General features: G+C 42.1%; 17 protein-coding genes and 1 tRNA gene. 11 read left to right on the forward strand and 7 right to left on the reverse strand.

All coding sequences use genetic code 11. The features are described from left to right. Window positions 1-14 precede the first annotated feature (14 nt). From QXW63_08045 to QXW63_08055, 3 genes are all read right to left on the reverse strand, one after another. Entirely contained in the window at window positions 15-1,892 is a 1,878-nt protein-coding gene (locus tag QXW63_08045) for an ATP-binding protein (GenBank protein ID MEM3461842.1), read from the reverse strand. Between the two features lie 533 nt (window positions 1,893-2,425). Continuing rightward, the gene (locus QXW63_08050; GenBank protein ID MEM3461843.1) at window positions 2,426-2,734 is read right to left on the reverse strand and encodes a hypothetical protein; all 309 of its coding nucleotides are present in this window, start codon (window positions 2,732-2,734) and stop codon (window positions 2,426-2,428) included. A 226-nt stretch (window positions 2,735-2,960) separates the two neighbouring features. Continuing rightward, window positions 2,961-4,868 (reverse strand): hypothetical protein, encoded by a 1,908-nt coding sequence (locus QXW63_08055; GenBank protein ID MEM3461844.1) that lies wholly within the window; start codon window positions 4,866-4,868, stop codon window positions 2,961-2,963. 142 nt (window positions 4,869-5,010) lie between these two features. Between QXW63_08055 and QXW63_08060 the strand changes: the two genes are divergently transcribed. Both QXW63_08060 and QXW63_08065 read left to right on the forward strand, forming a co-directional pair. Then, window positions 5,011-5,097, forward strand: a tRNA-Ser gene (locus QXW63_08060). Window positions 5,098-5,163: 66 nt separating this feature from the next. Beyond that, window positions 5,164-6,408: a site-specific integrase gene (locus tag QXW63_08065; protein ID MEM3461845.1), complete on the forward strand. Its 1,245-nt coding sequence runs from the start codon at window positions 5,164-5,166 to the stop codon at window positions 6,406-6,408. Here QXW63_08065 and QXW63_08070 read toward each other — a convergent pair. Genes QXW63_08070 through QXW63_08085 form a run of 4 tightly spaced genes read right to left on the reverse strand, consistent with a single transcriptional unit; the run spans window position 6,405 to window position 9,909 of the window. After that, on the reverse strand, window positions 6,405-6,767 hold the full coding sequence (locus QXW63_08070) for a hypothetical protein (protein ID MEM3461846.1): 363 nt from the start codon (window positions 6,765-6,767) through the stop codon (window positions 6,405-6,407). The genes QXW63_08065 and QXW63_08070 overlap by 4 nt on opposite strands. Continuing rightward, complete coding sequence (locus tag QXW63_08075; GenBank protein MEM3461847.1) at window positions 6,764-9,271, reverse strand: hypothetical protein; 2,508 nt, start codon at window positions 9,269-9,271, stop codon at window positions 6,764-6,766. The genes QXW63_08070 and QXW63_08075 overlap by 4 nt, the downstream gene beginning before the upstream one ends. Window positions 9,272-9,283: 12 nt before the next feature. Next, window positions 9,284-9,724, reverse strand: a complete 441-nt coding sequence (locus QXW63_08080) for a hypothetical protein (GenBank protein ID MEM3461848.1) — start codon at window positions 9,722-9,724, stop codon at window positions 9,284-9,286. Then, window positions 9,724-9,909 carry a ribbon-helix-helix domain-containing protein gene (locus QXW63_08085; GenBank protein ID MEM3461849.1) on the reverse strand — a complete coding sequence of 62 codons (186 nt, stop codon included), beginning with the start codon at window positions 9,907-9,909 and terminating at the stop codon, window positions 9,724-9,726. The genes QXW63_08080 and QXW63_08085 overlap by 1 nt, the downstream gene beginning before the upstream one ends. 98 nt (window positions 9,910-10,007) lie before the next feature. On the opposite strand from QXW63_08085, the gene QXW63_08090 reads away from it, so the two are divergent. From QXW63_08090 to QXW63_08130, 9 genes are all read left to right on the forward strand, one after another. Next, window positions 10,008-10,685: a hypothetical protein gene (locus QXW63_08090; protein MEM3461850.1), complete on the forward strand. Its 678-nt coding sequence runs from the start codon at window positions 10,008-10,010 to the stop codon at window positions 10,683-10,685. Between the two features lie 346 nt (window positions 10,686-11,031). Further along, on the forward strand, window positions 11,032-11,361 hold the full coding sequence (ndhC, locus tag QXW63_08095; protein MEM3461851.1) for an NADH-quinone oxidoreductase subunit A: 330 nt from the start codon (window positions 11,032-11,034) through the stop codon (window positions 11,359-11,361). After that, window positions 11,310-11,810: an NADH-quinone oxidoreductase subunit B family protein gene (locus QXW63_08100; GenBank protein ID MEM3461852.1), complete on the forward strand. Its 501-nt coding sequence runs from the start codon at window positions 11,310-11,312 to the stop codon at window positions 11,808-11,810. Before ndhC ends, QXW63_08100 begins: the two co-directional genes overlap by 52 nt. Then, the gene (locus QXW63_08105) at window positions 11,794-13,377 is read left to right on the forward strand and encodes an NADH-quinone oxidoreductase subunit C (protein MEM3461853.1); all 1,584 of its coding nucleotides are present in this window, start codon (window positions 11,794-11,796) and stop codon (window positions 13,375-13,377) included. Before QXW63_08100 ends, QXW63_08105 begins: the two co-directional genes overlap by 17 nt. Further along, a complete protein-coding gene (locus QXW63_08110; protein MEM3461854.1) occupies window positions 13,362-14,381 on the forward strand; it encodes a complex I subunit 1 family protein in 1,020 nt (339 codons plus the stop codon). Before QXW63_08105 ends, QXW63_08110 begins: the two co-directional genes overlap by 16 nt. Before the next feature lie 6 nt (window positions 14,382-14,387). Next, entirely contained in the window at window positions 14,388-14,762 is a 375-nt protein-coding gene (locus tag QXW63_08115; protein ID MEM3461855.1) for an NADH-quinone oxidoreductase subunit I, read from the forward strand. Window position 14,763: 1 nt separating this feature from the next. Then, window positions 14,764-15,228, forward strand: coding sequence for an NADH-quinone oxidoreductase subunit J (locus tag QXW63_08120; GenBank protein MEM3461856.1), 465 nt, complete (start codon window positions 14,764-14,766; stop codon window positions 15,226-15,228). Beyond that, a complete protein-coding gene (locus QXW63_08125) occupies window positions 15,228-15,557 on the forward strand; it encodes an NADH-quinone oxidoreductase subunit K (protein MEM3461857.1) in 330 nt (109 codons plus the stop codon). The genes QXW63_08120 and QXW63_08125 overlap by 1 nt, the downstream gene beginning before the upstream one ends. Further along, window positions 15,541-15,745, forward strand: a 205-nt coding sequence (locus QXW63_08130) for a hypothetical protein (GenBank protein ID MEM3461858.1), incomplete at its 3' end; no start/stop codon positions are given. The genes QXW63_08125 and QXW63_08130, both read left to right, overlap by 17 nt.

The raw sequence follows: 15,745 nt of genomic DNA on the forward strand, positions 1-15,745 counted from the left end.
TTGAGCAATCTCATTTAGGCGTTTTCTTTCAGGTATTTTTCTATTTCGTTTTCTGCGTTGTCTGCTTTTATGAATATGGGCACGTTTTCCATGCCAGTAGCGATGTAGCTTGACAAGAGCCATTCGCCTGGTGCGAATTCTAAAGTCTTCTCAAGTATGCCTTTGTCTAGCATGAAGGTTTCGCTTATTACTTGGCGGTCGTATGGACGTGGCAAAGTGCCCACAAAATAGGTGTGGAGCTGTTGTAGTGCGTTTGTGTTCAGATAAGCAACACGTTGTGTGGCTATGCATGCGCCCAAACCATATTTTCTGCCTTGTCTAAGCAAAGTCTCAACATGCACGGAGCATTTGGCTTCTATGCCTGATGCGTTGCTTGGGATAAACTCTTGTGCCTCGTCGAAAACGAGCAGTATGTAGGGTTTGACTTGGAATCGGCGTTTTCTGCGAACAAGCAAATCTTGCGTTAGGGTTAACACTAAATCTTTTATTGTGTAGGGGTCGGCAATTGAGATGCAAACAAGCCTTGTCTTCTTGTCTTCTAGCAAATCTCTGATTTTTTCAATCGCTAAACCGCCCGTGTCTGTCTCCTCAATTTCATCTTTCCTTCTTATTCTGTCGATGAGCATGTTTCTTGTTGTTCCCCAAGCGTATAATCCGCTTTTTTCGTGAACTTTGAACTCTTCAACTTTGGCTCTTGCAACTTCGTCGATATAGTTGACGAAGTCTTCGGTTACTTCCTGATTCTCCATGGCTGCGTGTTCTTCCATGTACGCTAAAATTGCGTCGTGAATTTCGTCAATAGCGTTAATGTAGTTTGGCTTGTCTGATGCGCCTCTTCTTTGCTCGTTTAGCTCGTCCATGAACTGGCTGTATGTTGGAACTTTGCGTCTTGGTCTTCTGTAATATGCGAGTTTGCCTTGCTCCATTATCTGCTGTAATCCCGTTTTGATTCGCTCGTCTGTCTCATACTCTCTCGGCTTCACAACAGAGTTGAAAAACTGCTCTAAAGATTCAATCTTGTTTTCCATGATAACTTTTGCTGGAAAAGCTGGGTCGGCAAGCAAATCCAAAAGCAAGAACACGTATTCACAGCTTATGTCAAAAACTAAAACTTTCGTGTCGCTTGTGTGCAACAGAATCCTTCGCAGAATGTTCGACATCAAATTGCTTTTTCCGCCACCTGTGAAAGCAAAAACGCCAAAATGATAACGCACAAGCTTTTCAAAGTCCACGTAAATGGGAATCACGGTTTCGCTTGCCTGGAACATTTTTATCAATCCAAGCCTCGGGTCGACTCTCGCGTCTTGCACAGTCTTGGACGGGTCAATGCCGAAAGCTTGAGCTATTTTTTGGTTATACATGCGATTTATCATTTCACTGTTTAATATGTAGACTTGGCTTCCAACAACTGGGTAAGAGAAGCCCTTAACAAACTGGAAATCGCATTTCTCATTCAAAATTAAATCATAATTTATTGGTATCGCGTCTATCTGAATCATCATCGTAGACTTGTCGTCCGTCTGCCAATCTTCTTCGGACTGCTCAATAATCTCAAACTGCATTGGATAGTAGCCATGGTCAGATAAACCACGCAAGCCGAAATGTTCTGGCCAAACGCGGCTAATCTCCATGAGCGTAAAACGCTCTTCGCCTTGACCAGTTTGCTTAAAATTCTTAACAGCCAAAAGCATTCCTTCCTCTAGCAAGCCCATCAAATCCTTTTGGTATTCAACTTTGACGCGGCATTGATAACGTGCGCTTGTGCCAGCAAGCTTCGACTCTTCAGTGGCACCAAAATATCTCGGAACCACTGCCGCCAGTCTCGCGTGAAACCTACCGTCAAAATCTGTAAAGCAAAACGTGTTCAACCTGTTTTCTTTCTGCGCATTCAAGACATTGTTCGCCTCTGAAATTATGATGTGTATAGATTACCTTTTCAATTTAAGCTATTCCCGTCCAATACAGAAGCGCATTATACTCAAGTTATAACCAGAAATTCAAGGTATATTTTAGAATTGAAATATTTTTCACATTATCATTAATATGACCACCTCTCTCCTAAAAATATCCTATACTCTTTTGGGGTTGTAACCAAACGACTGGAATAATTTTAGAACTAGGCTTGCCATACTTGAAACGTAGATTTAAGTTATCCTAAGAGTATAAAAAGAAGGACAAAATCAACCAGTGGCTATGAAATCAACGCCTGCGTAGCCTTGATCACCGGGCTGTACACGATACTAGAAGTAACTAGTGTATATCCCTATGGCAGTATGAGGGTTATCTCTATCTTCGATATGTCCGTAGTCCGAATACGAATATATCGTGCCTATCGATACGAAGGGAATCGCAGAGAAAGTGTAACCAAAATCTGCTCTGAGATAGATCCATGTTCGAGGTGGCTGACCAGTCCATGTCCGTCGTCCTACTGTGGATCAGAATCTTTTAACTGTTCAGCAGATAAAGAAGGAATAGGATAGTCAGGCACTACGACCAAGCCACCTTCAGTTGCTCCATCTATATGACAAGGGATCTCGAAAGGTCCCATGTGTATTCTTGTTCCGTTTTCAAATATGTAGATAGTCTCTGCCCTCATTATCATCATTTTTTTATCTTCAGGTGATTCTGCAACGGAAAAACCAAGTATTGCGTGACTTAGTAGAAACCCATAGAGAACAATAGTTAACACGCCCACAATGACTCCAATGAAGGCCACCGATTTTGTGATTCCCATAATACTACCCATAGGTTAATTAGGGGTAGTCGAATATAAGTATTGCGCTTCTGTACTCGATGTGTTTGTACTGCTTATGGTTCTTAGTGCAATCTTCGAACCTATATTTCTTACAAATATCTTCAAAGAAGCAGCGTGTCATTGTAGTGCAAAGGAAGAATTAGAACCGAAGATTGTACCATAGAAGGGGCATACCAACCTGCCACTGCAACAGAACACGCGCATATTAACCTTGCTCTCTTCTCGCCGCTTCTATTGACGCTCTTCTCTCCCTAAACGTGCTCATGTAAAAAATGAACCTCCTCAACCTATGATTATTCAATATCCAATCCGCAGTAGTATCCACCACACACTTAAACTGCCCATAATTCCACTTCGCAATCTTATCAGCAACAAACAACGCCTTATTATGCCCAAAAGCTTCAGGAATACTCGAAGGCGCCATAACCGCCAAAATACTCAAAACCAAACCCTGCAACCTATTCGGCACACCCTTATCCCTAAACAAAATAACCTCCAAAGGCTCCCTCGTACCATCACTAAGCTCATTCCAAAACCGCACAACACTCTCAGGCTTATAATCATATTCCGGATAAACCAAACGGTCAACAAGCAACACATTACTCCGCAACAAAGGATCAGTTTTAGCTTGACTCAACTGCACATAAGTCTTAACAAAAACTTTCTCCAACCCAATCTTATTCTTTATCGCGCCACAAACGAAACCCTTACGATTCTGCCTATCCGAAACCATCGTTCTAAAAGCAGAATCATACTCGATTAAGCTCCATGGCGGCTTAACCTTCTCCGAGTTAAAAATGCTCGCAGACTGCAATATCATACGGTCAGTGTTTGGCAACTTATCAAAAACTTCCCGCGAAACACTCGTTTTCAATAAACCCTCATTCTGCATTATTGGAATCAACTGCCTTTTGAAATCTCTCGCAGCCGTATCCTTCGTAATGCCAATAAGCAAAATGCGCCTTTTCCAGCATTCCTCCATAAGCAAATGCAAAGTAAAAAGCGTCAAAAACGCAATATCAAGAGTCGTCAACCAATACTCCTTACCACCCTTCATAATCTTCATCAAATTAGCAGTCTCCGTCTCCGCTGCTTTAGCAAAAAAGAAACGGTCACCAAGACTTGTCACAAGCTTTCTAACACGTTCCCACGTAGTCACATACTTCGAATTCAAAACGTAATTTCCATGCTTCTCGCTGAATATTCCCCTTTCAACAAGATGTCTAACGCATCTCTCCACCCTTTTTGCTCTTTTCTCATCACTTATTCCAAACTCCGCCAAAACCTGCCTAACAGTTAAAGCTCCTTTTCGCTTAGCTAAATCAATCACTGCATAACGCAAATAATCAGCTCGCGATGGAGGCAAACCCAAAGCCTGATTACAAACCCACTGGCGCGCGATAGTCAAATCATTAACATCAAAGGGTTCGCCGTCAACCTCGTATCCAATGATGCTGCTTTTCGCCTTCCACAAATCACTTCGGGAAGTATCATAAAGCAAACTCGCACGCTCAACAGACAAACTCCTATCCAAAAAAATAATGCGAACCTCACGCTCCAAATCAGTAGCAAACTTGTAAGCAAGATAATACTCAGCAAAAGTCATAATCCAATTCGCAATCGTAGCATTATTAATTATCGACTCATCCGTCAACAATCTACCCAAGTTAACCTCATCCGGCTGTCTCGCCTCAAAAAACGCCTGATCTATATCTGGAACCTCATTAACATAAACAGGCACAACGCTTGAAATGCCAGCGCCATGCTGAACCGTCCGCTCATCATACTCCACCTTGGGCTTGTCCTTTTCAGAAAAAGTTATCATACCCGTAGAAGCATAAGCACCGCCAAAGAAAATCACCAAATCAAACAACGGACGCGAATACATCGTACCATCTATACCAGCAAAACGAACCTTCGAAGCGCCGAAAAATTCTTCAGCTGTTTTGCACGCCTCTCTCGGATTTAAGTCAGTTATCACGAGGTTTGAAAGCAAACTGTCATAAAGACCTTTGAGAGAAGAAAAACGCTGCTCATAATCCAAAACCTGCCTAGAAGCACCCAACCTAAGCATATTGCTGGTTCGCGTAACCAAGTCACTCAACGAAGACAAACACCACTCACCAGTCCAACAATAGCCTAAAGAAGCTAAAAACCTTACCAACACACGCACATCCACAACCCTCACCTTCCAAACCTCAGAAAATGTAAATAAACAACAAACACCATAGAAAACCATGCAAAACCAAAACAGTGCGGGGTTGCCCTAGCCTGGTAGGGGGCAGGCCTGCTAAGCCTGTGGGCGTAAATCGTCCGCGCGGGTTCAAATCCCGCACCCCGCGCCTTTTCCGCGTGTTATCCGTAAATTTTAATAGTTTGCATGTGCTAATTGTGTTTTGGTGTTTGGTTTGGATGCGCGCAGGAAGGCTTGGCTAGATAGGGTTTTTAGGCGTAGCCATTCTGTTAATAGTCGGCATGCGGCTGAGATGGCTTTGAAAGCTTTTGATAAGGTTTTCGGCGAGCCCGTGGAGGCTGTTATTGACAGGGTTAAGCGAGGCGAGTTGGATGTTTACAAGGTTTTTGACAGGTTTGTTTCGGAATTGGATAAAGCTGGTTTAAGCTCGCATTCTATTAATGGATATGTGACTAGGGTTAAGCAGTATTTCGCTTATAACGATGCGAAATGGGATGAGACTGCTTTTCGTGTGAAGGTTGGCTTGCCGAGGGTTGAGGAGCCTGATGATAGGGCGCCGACTGTGGAGGAGTTGCGGCGGATTCTTGTTTGGGGAAAATTGAGGACTAAGGCTTTGATTCTTGTTTTGGCCAGCAGCGGAATGAGGCTTGGCGAAGCCATTAAGCTTAAGGTTGAAGACATTGATTTTAACAGCAGACCTGTTAAGGTTAGGCTTTCGCCGAAAGTGGCAAGCAAAACTGGAGAAGGTCGAATAACCTATATCAGCGACGAGGCTGCTGAATATCTCCGCCAATATTTAGGCGATAGGATAGGCGTTCCTGAAGTTTGGGTTTTCCCTTCAGAAGCAGATGAAAGCCGTCATATGAGCGAGGACCGCGCTTGGCGGACGATAACTGAGTGTATTGAAAAGGCTGGGCTTGGAAAAGCGAAAGAAAAAACGGTGACTGGCAGGCGTAAGCTGCATCCCCATAGCTTTAGAAAGTTCTTCTTTTCAAGGGTTGTGGGTGTAATAGGCGAGACAGCAGCCCATGCCTTAATGGGCCATGGCAGCTATTTGAAAACGTATTATAAGAGGCCTGAAGAGGAGAGAGCCATAGACTATTTACGGTGTATGCCTCACTTAACAATCTTTACGGAAAGTGTTGACATGAAAAGGTGGAAGGATGAGGCTAAAATTGAAGCCATAAAGGCTTTTGCAAAAAGCCTCGGAATAGAGGGCATAGAAATAAGAATCGCTCAACTGAAGAAGGAAATACCTGAAATAAGCGAAGAGGAAGCCTTAAGCCAAATAATACGGGAAAGCCTCGGCATAACGAAGCTTAACATAGAAAATCAAAACTTAAATAATGACCCGAAAAAAATTGTAAACGAAAACGAGCTTGAAAAGTTTTTAGCCCAAGGGTGGGATGTTCAAGCGATTCTTCCAAGCGGGAAAATTCTAATCAAAAAGAGCCTTTAAGCTTCCAAGGGATCCAAAAGCTTACAAAACATGTTTACAAGTCTCTCCTTTTCTCGGTAAATCTCGCTTTCCCTACACTTAATAAGCAAGTTAATCAAGCCTACCAACGGTTTAACAAGCCTAGTAGTAAGCAGATAATCCACCAGCTCATGGCGCAAAACCTCAACAGCCCTATTCTCATCCGTCTCATAAATGTAGATAACTCCATCTTTAAATTCTCCTGCAACCCCCTTATAGAGGTCAGGCTGCCAACAAACTTGAAAATTGCATTCAAGACCCAGCAAGCCCTGGAGACGTTTAAGTTCCTTGTCGAGTTTACAGATTATAGCACGTCTGCAAGCTTCCTCTTTCATGTTCATTTTGACCTCATATGATCAGGATAACCGCCATGAAACGCCTTAACATGACTTTTCAAATCCTCAAGAGTAAAGAAAAACATTGGCTTGCCAACCTCTTTGCAAATCTGGCATTCAAGTAGCCTCTCTGGCTTAGGATCAGAGAGCTTGTTTTCTATTGCCCTTTCAGAATAGGCAAACAATTCTCGGCTGTTATGCATAGGAGAGCTTGTAATCGGCTCAGTTGGCACCTGGACACTTTGCCATTTGGGGGGAGAGGGAGGATGAGTTGTTTCTGTGGAATCAGTTTTAGCTGAATTTCGCTTGTTTTTAGCGGTAATTTCAGTATCCTGCACAACATCCGAAGCCGTCCTTCTCACGTGCATGGTTTGGCAAGTTGTCACGATGCTCGTTAAGAAAGCTTCAAGCTCCTTCTCGTAAAACAGCTTGTATTCGTTCGCCTTTTCTAATAGGGCAAGTTGTTTAGGCTTTTCTCCAGTTTCAGCCAGACTGTAAGAATAGGGTTTGGTTGTCTGAACCTCCTTCAAATACCCTTGGTTCGCTAACGTCTTCAAGATTCTAGATGCTGTCCGAGCAGATACTCCAAGCCTTTCAGCCAACTTGTTTTTATCCCAGAACTCTTCGTTACTGTTTTCCATAAGCTCTAAGGCTTCACTTTGCCTTTTCTCCAACCTGCTCACTGTTTCAATTATGCTTGAAGCTAATATTTTCATGGCTCTTTCCAAATCTTCAACGTTCGCAATAACAAACTTCGAGCCATCCTCTTTATCTTCAATATAGGCTCTCTGCCTCTGGTGGATAATAGCCAATACTCGAATAAAATTCAAGATTCTTTCAATCTGGCTTCGCAGGGCTACTTTCTGCTCTTTCTTTATGGCTAGTTTTTCAAGTTGCAGAAGGCTGGTTGGCGGAAAAAGGACAACTTCCACATTCCAGTCGAGCAGCCTCAAAGCACTTTGAAAATCTTTCTCTGAATATGGAATTTTATTGCCGACATCTAAACCAAGCTTTTTACGTAGCCCTTCAGGCAGCATGGAATCCCTAAGCTTCTTAGCCAGAACACGCCTAGTCAAAACGTCTGAATGGTTCAGGCTCAACTTTAAAACTCTGCGATACAAATCTGCATGAATATCAATGTCGCTTTCTGTCGTAATGAAGTTTCTGGCGTTGGTCTTATGTCTTCCAAGCATCATCCTACCGGTCTCTTCATCCCTCATCGGGAAAATGGTTTCGATGCTTTCTCCCTCTCCAACACTACGCAAGCCTAGCGTGCCAGTTTTGGATTCCATGCCTGCAATTTCATAAATAACCAAAGTGCCGGCAAACTCTTCCGGGATATATTTGACAGCTTCTGGAGTGCTGGTTGTAAACTCGAAAAGCCATTCATGGGGAATTAGAGGCTTAATTGCTCTGATGGATTCGTTTTTGCCACTTCCACTAAAACCAGTCAAGATGCTGCTTAAAGGATATTTGGTTTGCCCACTGCATATAGTGACAAAGTTTGTCAACAAAGTATTGTCTTCTCCAATAAGTCTACGTCTCCCAAATTGCAAAATATAATCCAAGAGCTTAGGGTCAACCAGCAGCCTTTCAGCCTTTTCCTTCTCTTCATGAGTTAACAGCTTGGCTATTTGTTTAGGAGCTATTGGACACTTTTCACGGTCACATTGGCTTTTCAAAATTGGGTCTGTACAACCATAAACGTATTTGCCTTGAATTGCCGACTTAACTATGTCATCCACTTCTTTCCAAGGTAACTGTGGAGTATTCAGCCTATTCCAACTTTTTAAAATGTCTTCTCGAACAGTTTTAGGCTGATACTGCTTGAAGTTTATGAAATAGCTTGCCAACCTAATACCAAACTCATTACGCAAGCCTTCCTGAGTTCCTTTGAGCAATGCTTGGATGCAAGGCGGGTCTTTGCCCCTATAAGGCTTGCCACTTAACTCTTCACTGTCAAACCAAAGCTTGGCTGGCTTTTCAACTTTAACTCCAGCTTTTTCCAAAGCCGAATAAAACAAGGCTTCCAAATCTTCAACTTCCGTTGGCATGTTGTCATTTAGTTTTCTGTAGCCTTGACTTGGAGCCATGATGCAGAGTTTTCCTTCTCCAAGAATTTCCAAAGCACAATCATTATGATATGCCGAAATAGTCTTTGGCTTAGCATGGCTGAAATAAATATAATGCTGTCCACCTGAAGGGGTCTCTTCCATCTGTGTTATTGATAAATGTTTCAGAATCTGCCTGCCTTTTTCAACCACTTCAAGTGGCAAATTTTTAACATCAAAGTCTATGGCTCCAACATATAGCTCATTGTGCAGTTGTTGTCCGCAGATTATGGCAAAACTGTCAGCTTCAGCCCAGGGCAAGGCCTCAAAATCCAACTCGTTCTGCCTTTCAGTTTGCCACCTCTGCCACTTATGCAATGGCTCCTTGCCTCTGAGCAAAACAATGTTGCAGCCTTCAAGCCAATATTGTCTGGCAGTAGCTTTCAAAGATTCAGCCATTCGAAGTAGCTCCTAAGCCTGCTTTAGTTTTCTGACGCGTCTGAAAATGAAGCCTTCTTGTCCAAGCCAGTAATGCCAGTTACCAATGCTTAGGTTGCCTTTGTTTTCTTTAAGCGTGTTTTCCAAATGATTGTAAAGTTGCACATCATTAACATTGTCTCGTCGAATCATCTGGTAGGCTCCTCTAGAGCCACTACCGTTCTCCCAATTTAGTTTCTCGTAAACCTCAGCATGCTTCAAGTATGGCTTAGAAACTGGTTGTTGCTCAGCCTTTTGCTGGAGCCTTTGCTGAAGCCAACTGTCAATGGTAGCCTCAAGCTGAGCCTTAGCCACATTCAGTTCTTCTGTGCTGTCCAGCTTAGCCTTAACCGTATATTCAATTTTAGTCCATTCTTTTTCGCTGGTTTGCTTAGTTAACCCCTTAGAAACTTGAACTTCAACGACCTCTCCCATTACCTCTCCCCCTGAAAAAGTCTTTTATAAAGCTCTGGTGCGTCTCTGGCTAGCTTCTCCCTTAAGGCATCTCGGGTAAACTCCGAAACATTTGTATGCAGGTCGAGTCTCACGAATTGCTCGAGTAGCTCTTTCAAAGTTGCTGGAACCCTGACATTCAAATTCACTAATTCCTTTTTCGCCATGGCGTCACAACCGCCAAAATATGTATATAATGCTCAAATCAAAATATGCTCTCAAATTGAGTATTGCAATATCTCGTTTAAGGGGGTCAATTGTAATATTGCAAAATTTCGAACAAATCTTAAGGCGTAGCAAGAGTGAATATAATCATATTCCAAGCCTTAAGGGCAAGCAAGCATCAAGGAACGTTTTTATCTTATGCTGGCTTGCAGCTAAAGGCGAACAATCTTGTTGGGATTTAGCCCTTGAGTATATTAAAACCTTTAGAGCTCAGGATTACTCCGAGTGGTGTAAGGATCCTCATGCTAAAGCGATAATTTATCACGCACGGCAAAAGGAAAATGCTGCGCTGTATAGAAGTCTCGATCTACTTATGCGAAAACATTATGTGAAAAAGGATGGTTCAAAATACTTTCTGACTGTTAAAGGAGTTTTACTTGCATTTACATTGAATCCTGAAACTTTAAAGAATCGTATTCCTGAGATACTAAAAAATCCGGATAATGAAATACAAGCAGTGCTGGAAAGCGTCCATTTTCCAGCGATTCCGAACATCGAGGCTTTAAGTCAATTTAGGAAATTTTTGAAAAATTTACACGAAGATCCTTTAGTCCGAAAAATGTTCAAGTCGATGGCACAAGTTAGTTTGCAACATATTCTTCTAGACTATAAAATCAACATTGACGAAATAAGCGAAAAAGAGCTTACAAACTTGTTCTACAGCGAAATTATGAAGCAACTCAGCAAATATTTGAAAGAGAAGCAATCATCTGGATGATTCTTAGACAATCATAATATGTCGTTATCACCACGTCTTCGCCTAAAACTTTCAGTGCTTTTCTCTTTCACAAAGATATATTCCATATTTCATGCTCTGCTTCTGTTAGCTGCAACTAACGGAACATTATGTGAAGATGTTGGATGCACTCTTATGTATGAAGCTTTGAGCATTTTTGATAAAATTTAAATCTTGCCGTTTGTTTCCATGAGTGCAATAAAGAGCAGTATAACTTCCATGTTTCGCGCATGTTACAAAGCTTATGTGTTGTTGTGGCACTTGGTTAAAGAAGGTGGTTAAAGTGCAAGGAGTGAAGCATAATTATCGGGTTTAAGGAGGTAAGTCTGTGATTATTGAGCTGGCTGTTGCGTTTGTTTTGATTCTGGCTGTATCGTCTATAATTTATTCGCTTGGGCGTTTGTTGTCCGCTAAATCTATGTGTAGTGAAAATGGTAAATCTGCTTATGCTTGTGGTGAGAAGGTGAATTTTGATAAATTGAAAATCAGCGTTTCTCATTATAGGTATCTTATATACTTTGTGATTTTGGACTCGTCGGTGCTGTTAGCGACTTTTGCTGCATTGGCTATTCACATGGCAAATGTTTTGTTCTTCATAATTTACTTATTTATTGTTATTTTGTCTGGCTTGTTGCTTTTAGATGGAGGCGACAGTTAACGAGAAGAGCCGGTCTTTTAAATTGGGCGAGGCTAAAATCACCTTGGGTTCTTCATTTTAATTCTGGAGCATGCAACGCTTGCGACATTGAGGTTGCTGCACTTTTAACGCCCAGATATGATATTGAACGTTTTGGAATATTACTTGAACCTTCGCCAAGACATGCTGATGTTCTATTAACCACTGGTGTTGTCACCCGCCAATGTGCGGATAGGTTGAGGCGTATTTATGAGCAGATGCCTGAGCCAAAGTTTGTTATTGCCATAGGAGCTTGTGCTTGTTCAGGCGGAGTGTTTGAAGGAAATTACAATGTGATTGGCGGCGTTGAGAAAGTCATTCCAGTCAACATTTATATTCCGGGATGCCCACCGAAGCCGGAGGCGATAATTGACGGTATTTTAAAACTGCTTAATTCGATTAGGGAGGCAAGGCATGTCGATAAACATTAATGAAATTTTAAAAGCCTTAAGTGATGCAATTGGAGAGAGGGTACTCCAAACTAAATCTCTGCGTCCCGAAAAAGCATGTATTCAAGTTGAGGCTGGAGCCCACAGAGACGCTGTAAAAGTTCTGCTTAAACAGGATGGAAATGCGGGTATTTCTGCAATTACAGGCGTTGACCTCGGCGAAACGATTGAGTTAATATATCACATCCGCACTTGCAACACAATAATTTCCATAAGAGTCGATGTTCCAAAGGAAAATGCAAAAATTGAAAGCATAACCGACCTAGTTCCTGGAGCGAATTTCCATGAAAGGGAAGCGTCTGACCTTTTTGGCGTAACATTCGAGGGACACCCAAACCCAAAGAGGCTTATTCTTCCAGAAGATTGGCCGGAAAATGTTTTCCCGCTTAGAAAGGATGCTGTGGTGGCGAATGTTCAAAGTAATAGCCTTCCCATTTCAGAGGATAATATGCAAGTAGCTGCCACTGAAGGGGTAGTGAATATTGTAGTGGGGCCCCAGCATCCTGCCTTGATAGAGCCTGAAAAGTTTTCTTTGAAAGTTGATGGGGAAATTGTGAAGGAAGTTGAGCCTAGAATTGGCTATGTTCATAGGGGTATTGAGAAGGCTGCAGAAAGTCGCACTTACTTGCAGAACATTTACTTGGTTGAGAGAATATGTGGCATATGTAATGCTTGTCATGCTACCTGTTTTTGCCAGACGGTTGAGGCGGTAATGGGAGTGAATGTGCCGTCTAGGGCCGAGTATTTGCGTACGGTAATTTTGGAGTTGAATAGGATTCATAGTCACATGCTTCTTTTGGGTCATGCTGGCTTAGAAATTGGATATGAAACCCTATTCCATTACATGTGGCGCGACAGAGAGCCAGTATTAGACATGATGGAAGAACTTACCGGCAACAGAATTATCGCATCATTCATCACTATAGGCGGCGTTAGAAGAGACTTAAAAGAAGAGGCTATTTCAAAAATTAATGCGGGATTGGCAAACTTAAAGAAGAAAATGAGTTTTTATAGGCAACTTTTTGAGAATGATTCAACATTAAAAATGCGAACAAGAGATGTTGGAGTCTTAAGCAAGCAAGACGCGTTAAAATTGTGTGTTGTTGGTCCTGTGGCGCGGGGGTCTGGTGTGGATATGGATGTTAGAAGGGATGAGCCATACGCAGCATATAACGAAATACCTTTTAGGGTTATCACTTATGATGAGGGTGACGCTTGGGCTAGGCTTATGGTTCGTTTAGATGAAATAATTGAAAGCATCAACATAATACAATATGCCCTAGAACATTTGCCAAGTGGCCCCTACAGAATCAGGGTGCCAAGGATTGTGCCAGCAGGCGAGGCTATCGGACGTGTTGAAGCGCCTAGGGGTGAGTTGTTTTACTATATAAAAAGTAATGGAACGGCTTTTCCAGAGCGTGTTAAAGTGCGCACTCCAACTTTCGCTAATATTGCATCCTTTGTTAAAATCGCTGAAGGCGGTAACATAGCAGATGTGCCAGCAAGCTTTGTAAGCCTTGATCCGTGCTTTTCATGCACAGACAGGTAAGAGGAGCATCAAAAATGGGTTTGGATATAGCGTTTATTCTTCGTGTTCTAGTTTTTCCAGGGTTCACTTTCATTTTGTTGTTTACAATGTTTTGCGATTGGGTTGAAAGGAAAATTGAGGCGCGGATGCAGAATAGGATGGGACCTACATATACTGGTCCACTTGGCGTTTTTCAACCGCTTGCTGACTGTGTTAAACTTTTAACCAAGGAGGACATTGTTCCATTTAACGTAAAAGAGTTCGCTTTCAAATTCGCTCCAATTCTCTCATTTTCGATTTTTGTTTTCTCATTCGTCTTCCTGCCAATTGATGGAGCAAATATCGTTTTCAATTCAAACTTTGAAGGCGACTTAATTATTGTCTTAACATTAGTTTCAATTGCCAATTTCTTTCTTTTCCTTTCAGGTTGGTCTTCATTTAACCCTTACAGTGCAATAGGCGCTACAAGAGTTTTGACTCAGTTTTTGGGTTATGATATTCCTCTTTTCATTCTTGCATTGGCTCCAGCTTTTTTGGCTAAAAGTCTTAGTTTTTCAGTTATTGCCGCTGATCAGGATGTGCCATTTGCCTTTATAATCCCATGGGCTTTCGTGCTGTTTATTATTACGCTTCAAGCGGAGTTGGAGAAAGACCCGTTTGATGTTCCGCACGCTGAGACGGAGATAGTTGGTGGATACGAAACTGAATATACGGGTAGAAGATTGGCTTTTCTTAAACTTGCTAAAGACGTGCAAATAGTGCTTGGAGCAGCCATCGCTGTTGAACTTTTCTTAGGCGGCCCCTATGGACCAACTTTTTATGGTCCATCTGCCTTGTGGTATACGTTGTGGTTTACGCTTAAACTACTTGTGGTTGTGGCACTTACAGAGTATTTGACATGCGTTTTTGCGAGGTTGCGTATTGATCAAGTGCTTGCTGTCAACTGGAAGGTGCTTCTGCCTTTTGCGTTTCTTTCTCTTGCTGCGGCTGTTGGAGTGGGCTTGTGGTTTAACCTGTTGAGGTGAAGGTGAATGGCTAAGTTATCGCCAATTTTGAAGGAAGTGCTCGTTCACCTTTTTAAGAAGCCTGCAACCCACAGATATCCAGAAGAGAAGACGCGTGTTCCCGCCGGTTTCCGCGGCAGACAAGTATTTGATATAAATCTCTGCATTAGTTGTGGCTTGTGCGCTAGGGATTGCCCTGCAAAGGCTATTGAGATGGTTGAGGTTGATGGAAAGTTGAGGCCGCTTTTTCATCTGGACCGCTGCATATTCTGTTATCAGTGTGCTGAAAGTTGTCCCAGAAATGCGATTAAAAGTTCGGAGATTTTCGAGTTAGCCTCAACAAATAAATCCGATTTGATTGTAAAGCCTAAAGCAGATAGCTTGAGCGGAGGCGTTTTGTAGGATGATTGTTGAGTTGCTTGCTGTTGGATTGGTTGTTTCGGCTTGTTTGGCAATCTACCTTGATGAGGCAGTGTATTCCGTTGCTTCTTTGGCTTGCATGTTTGTTTTAATGGCTATTTTGTATGCTTTAAATGATGCTTTGTTTGTAGCTGTTTTCCAGTTGGCTGTTGGTGCTGGAACTTTGGCTGTTCTCTTCTTGGCTGGTGAAATGTTAAGCGCGAAACCAGAAAAGGAGAAGCCCTTAAAGAAAATTTTTCCAGTTGCCTTGCTTGCAATTGTTTTATCTCTTCCGTCAATTTTCTTATCTGTTTCTGTTACGCCAGGTAATGTTTCTCCAAGTTTTTCATTTGCTGATGCACTTTGGAATTTAAGAGCTATAGACGTGATACTGCAGGGGTTTGTTATAATGACCGTTGCTCTGGGCATTGCAATAGTCCTATATGAGCGAAATGATGGTGAAAGCTAATGGATTACATGATTTTGTCGGTTGTTTTGCTTGCCGTTGGCATTTACGGCTTATTGACCAAGCGTCACCTTGTTAAAGTGTTAATTTCCATTGAAATTATTGCGGTGGCAGCGTCAATGAATTTTGTGCTGTTAGCCTCTTCTTTGAATAGAACTTTAGGCGAAGCATTTCTGATACTTGCTTTTTCCACGGACACTTGCGTAACCGCCATAGTATTAGCTTTGCTGGTTATAGTCGTCAAAAAGTATGGAACGTGCGACATTAGAAAGCTGGCAGAAATAGAGCAGAGTGCAGATGAGGAGCAGACAAAATTTGAGGCTGAGCAGTGAAGGATTCTTTGAAGTAGCAAAGTATTGGGTGCTGCCCTTAATTTTAGGCTCAATAATTGGCTTAGCCATATTCCTCCTTGTCTACATTTACAAACTGCTAAATTATGCGTCATTTATTATTGTAAACTGGAATTCTTCATTTCTTTTAGCCTCAACAATTGTTGCGCTCCTCGGAGGATATTTAACAA

This window comes from Candidatus Bathyarchaeia archaeon (assembly GCA_038873195.1).
Classification (GTDB): domain Archaea; phylum Thermoproteota; class Bathyarchaeia; order Bathyarchaeales; family Bathycorpusculaceae; genus DSLH01.

Coding starts and splice junctions, on each gene's coding strand:
- QXW63_08115 (MEM3461855.1), top strand. CDS start 14,388: ATGGCTAAGTTATCGCCAATTTTGAAGGAAGTGCTCGTTCACCTTTTT.
- QXW63_08075 (MEM3461847.1), bottom strand. CDS start 9,271: ATGGCTGAATCTTTGAAAGCTACTGCCAGACAATATTGGCTTGAAGGC.
- QXW63_08125 (MEM3461857.1), top strand. CDS start 15,228: ATGGATTACATGATTTTGTCGGTTGTTTTGCTTGCCGTTGGCATTTAC.
- QXW63_08120 (MEM3461856.1), top strand. CDS start 14,764: ATGATTGTTGAGTTGCTTGCTGTTGGATTGGTTGTTTCGGCTTGTTTG.
- QXW63_08050 (MEM3461843.1), bottom strand. CDS start 2,734: ATGGGAATCACAAAATCGGTGGCCTTCATTGGAGTCATTGTGGGCGTG.
- QXW63_08080 (MEM3461848.1), bottom strand. CDS start 9,724: ATGGGAGAGGTCGTTGAAGTTCAAGTTTCTAAGGGGTTAACTAAGCAA.
- QXW63_08105 (MEM3461853.1), top strand. CDS start 11,794: ATGTCGATAAACATTAATGAAATTTTAAAAGCCTTAAGTGATGCAATT.
- QXW63_08110 (MEM3461854.1), top strand. CDS start 13,362: ATGCACAGACAGGTAAGAGGAGCATCAAAAATGGGTTTGGATATAGCG.
- QXW63_08070 (MEM3461846.1), bottom strand. CDS start 6,767: ATGAACATGAAAGAGGAAGCTTGCAGACGTGCTATAATCTGTAAACTC.
- QXW63_08085 (MEM3461849.1), bottom strand. CDS start 9,909: ATGGCGAAAAAGGAATTAGTGAATTTGAATGTCAGGGTTCCAGCAACT.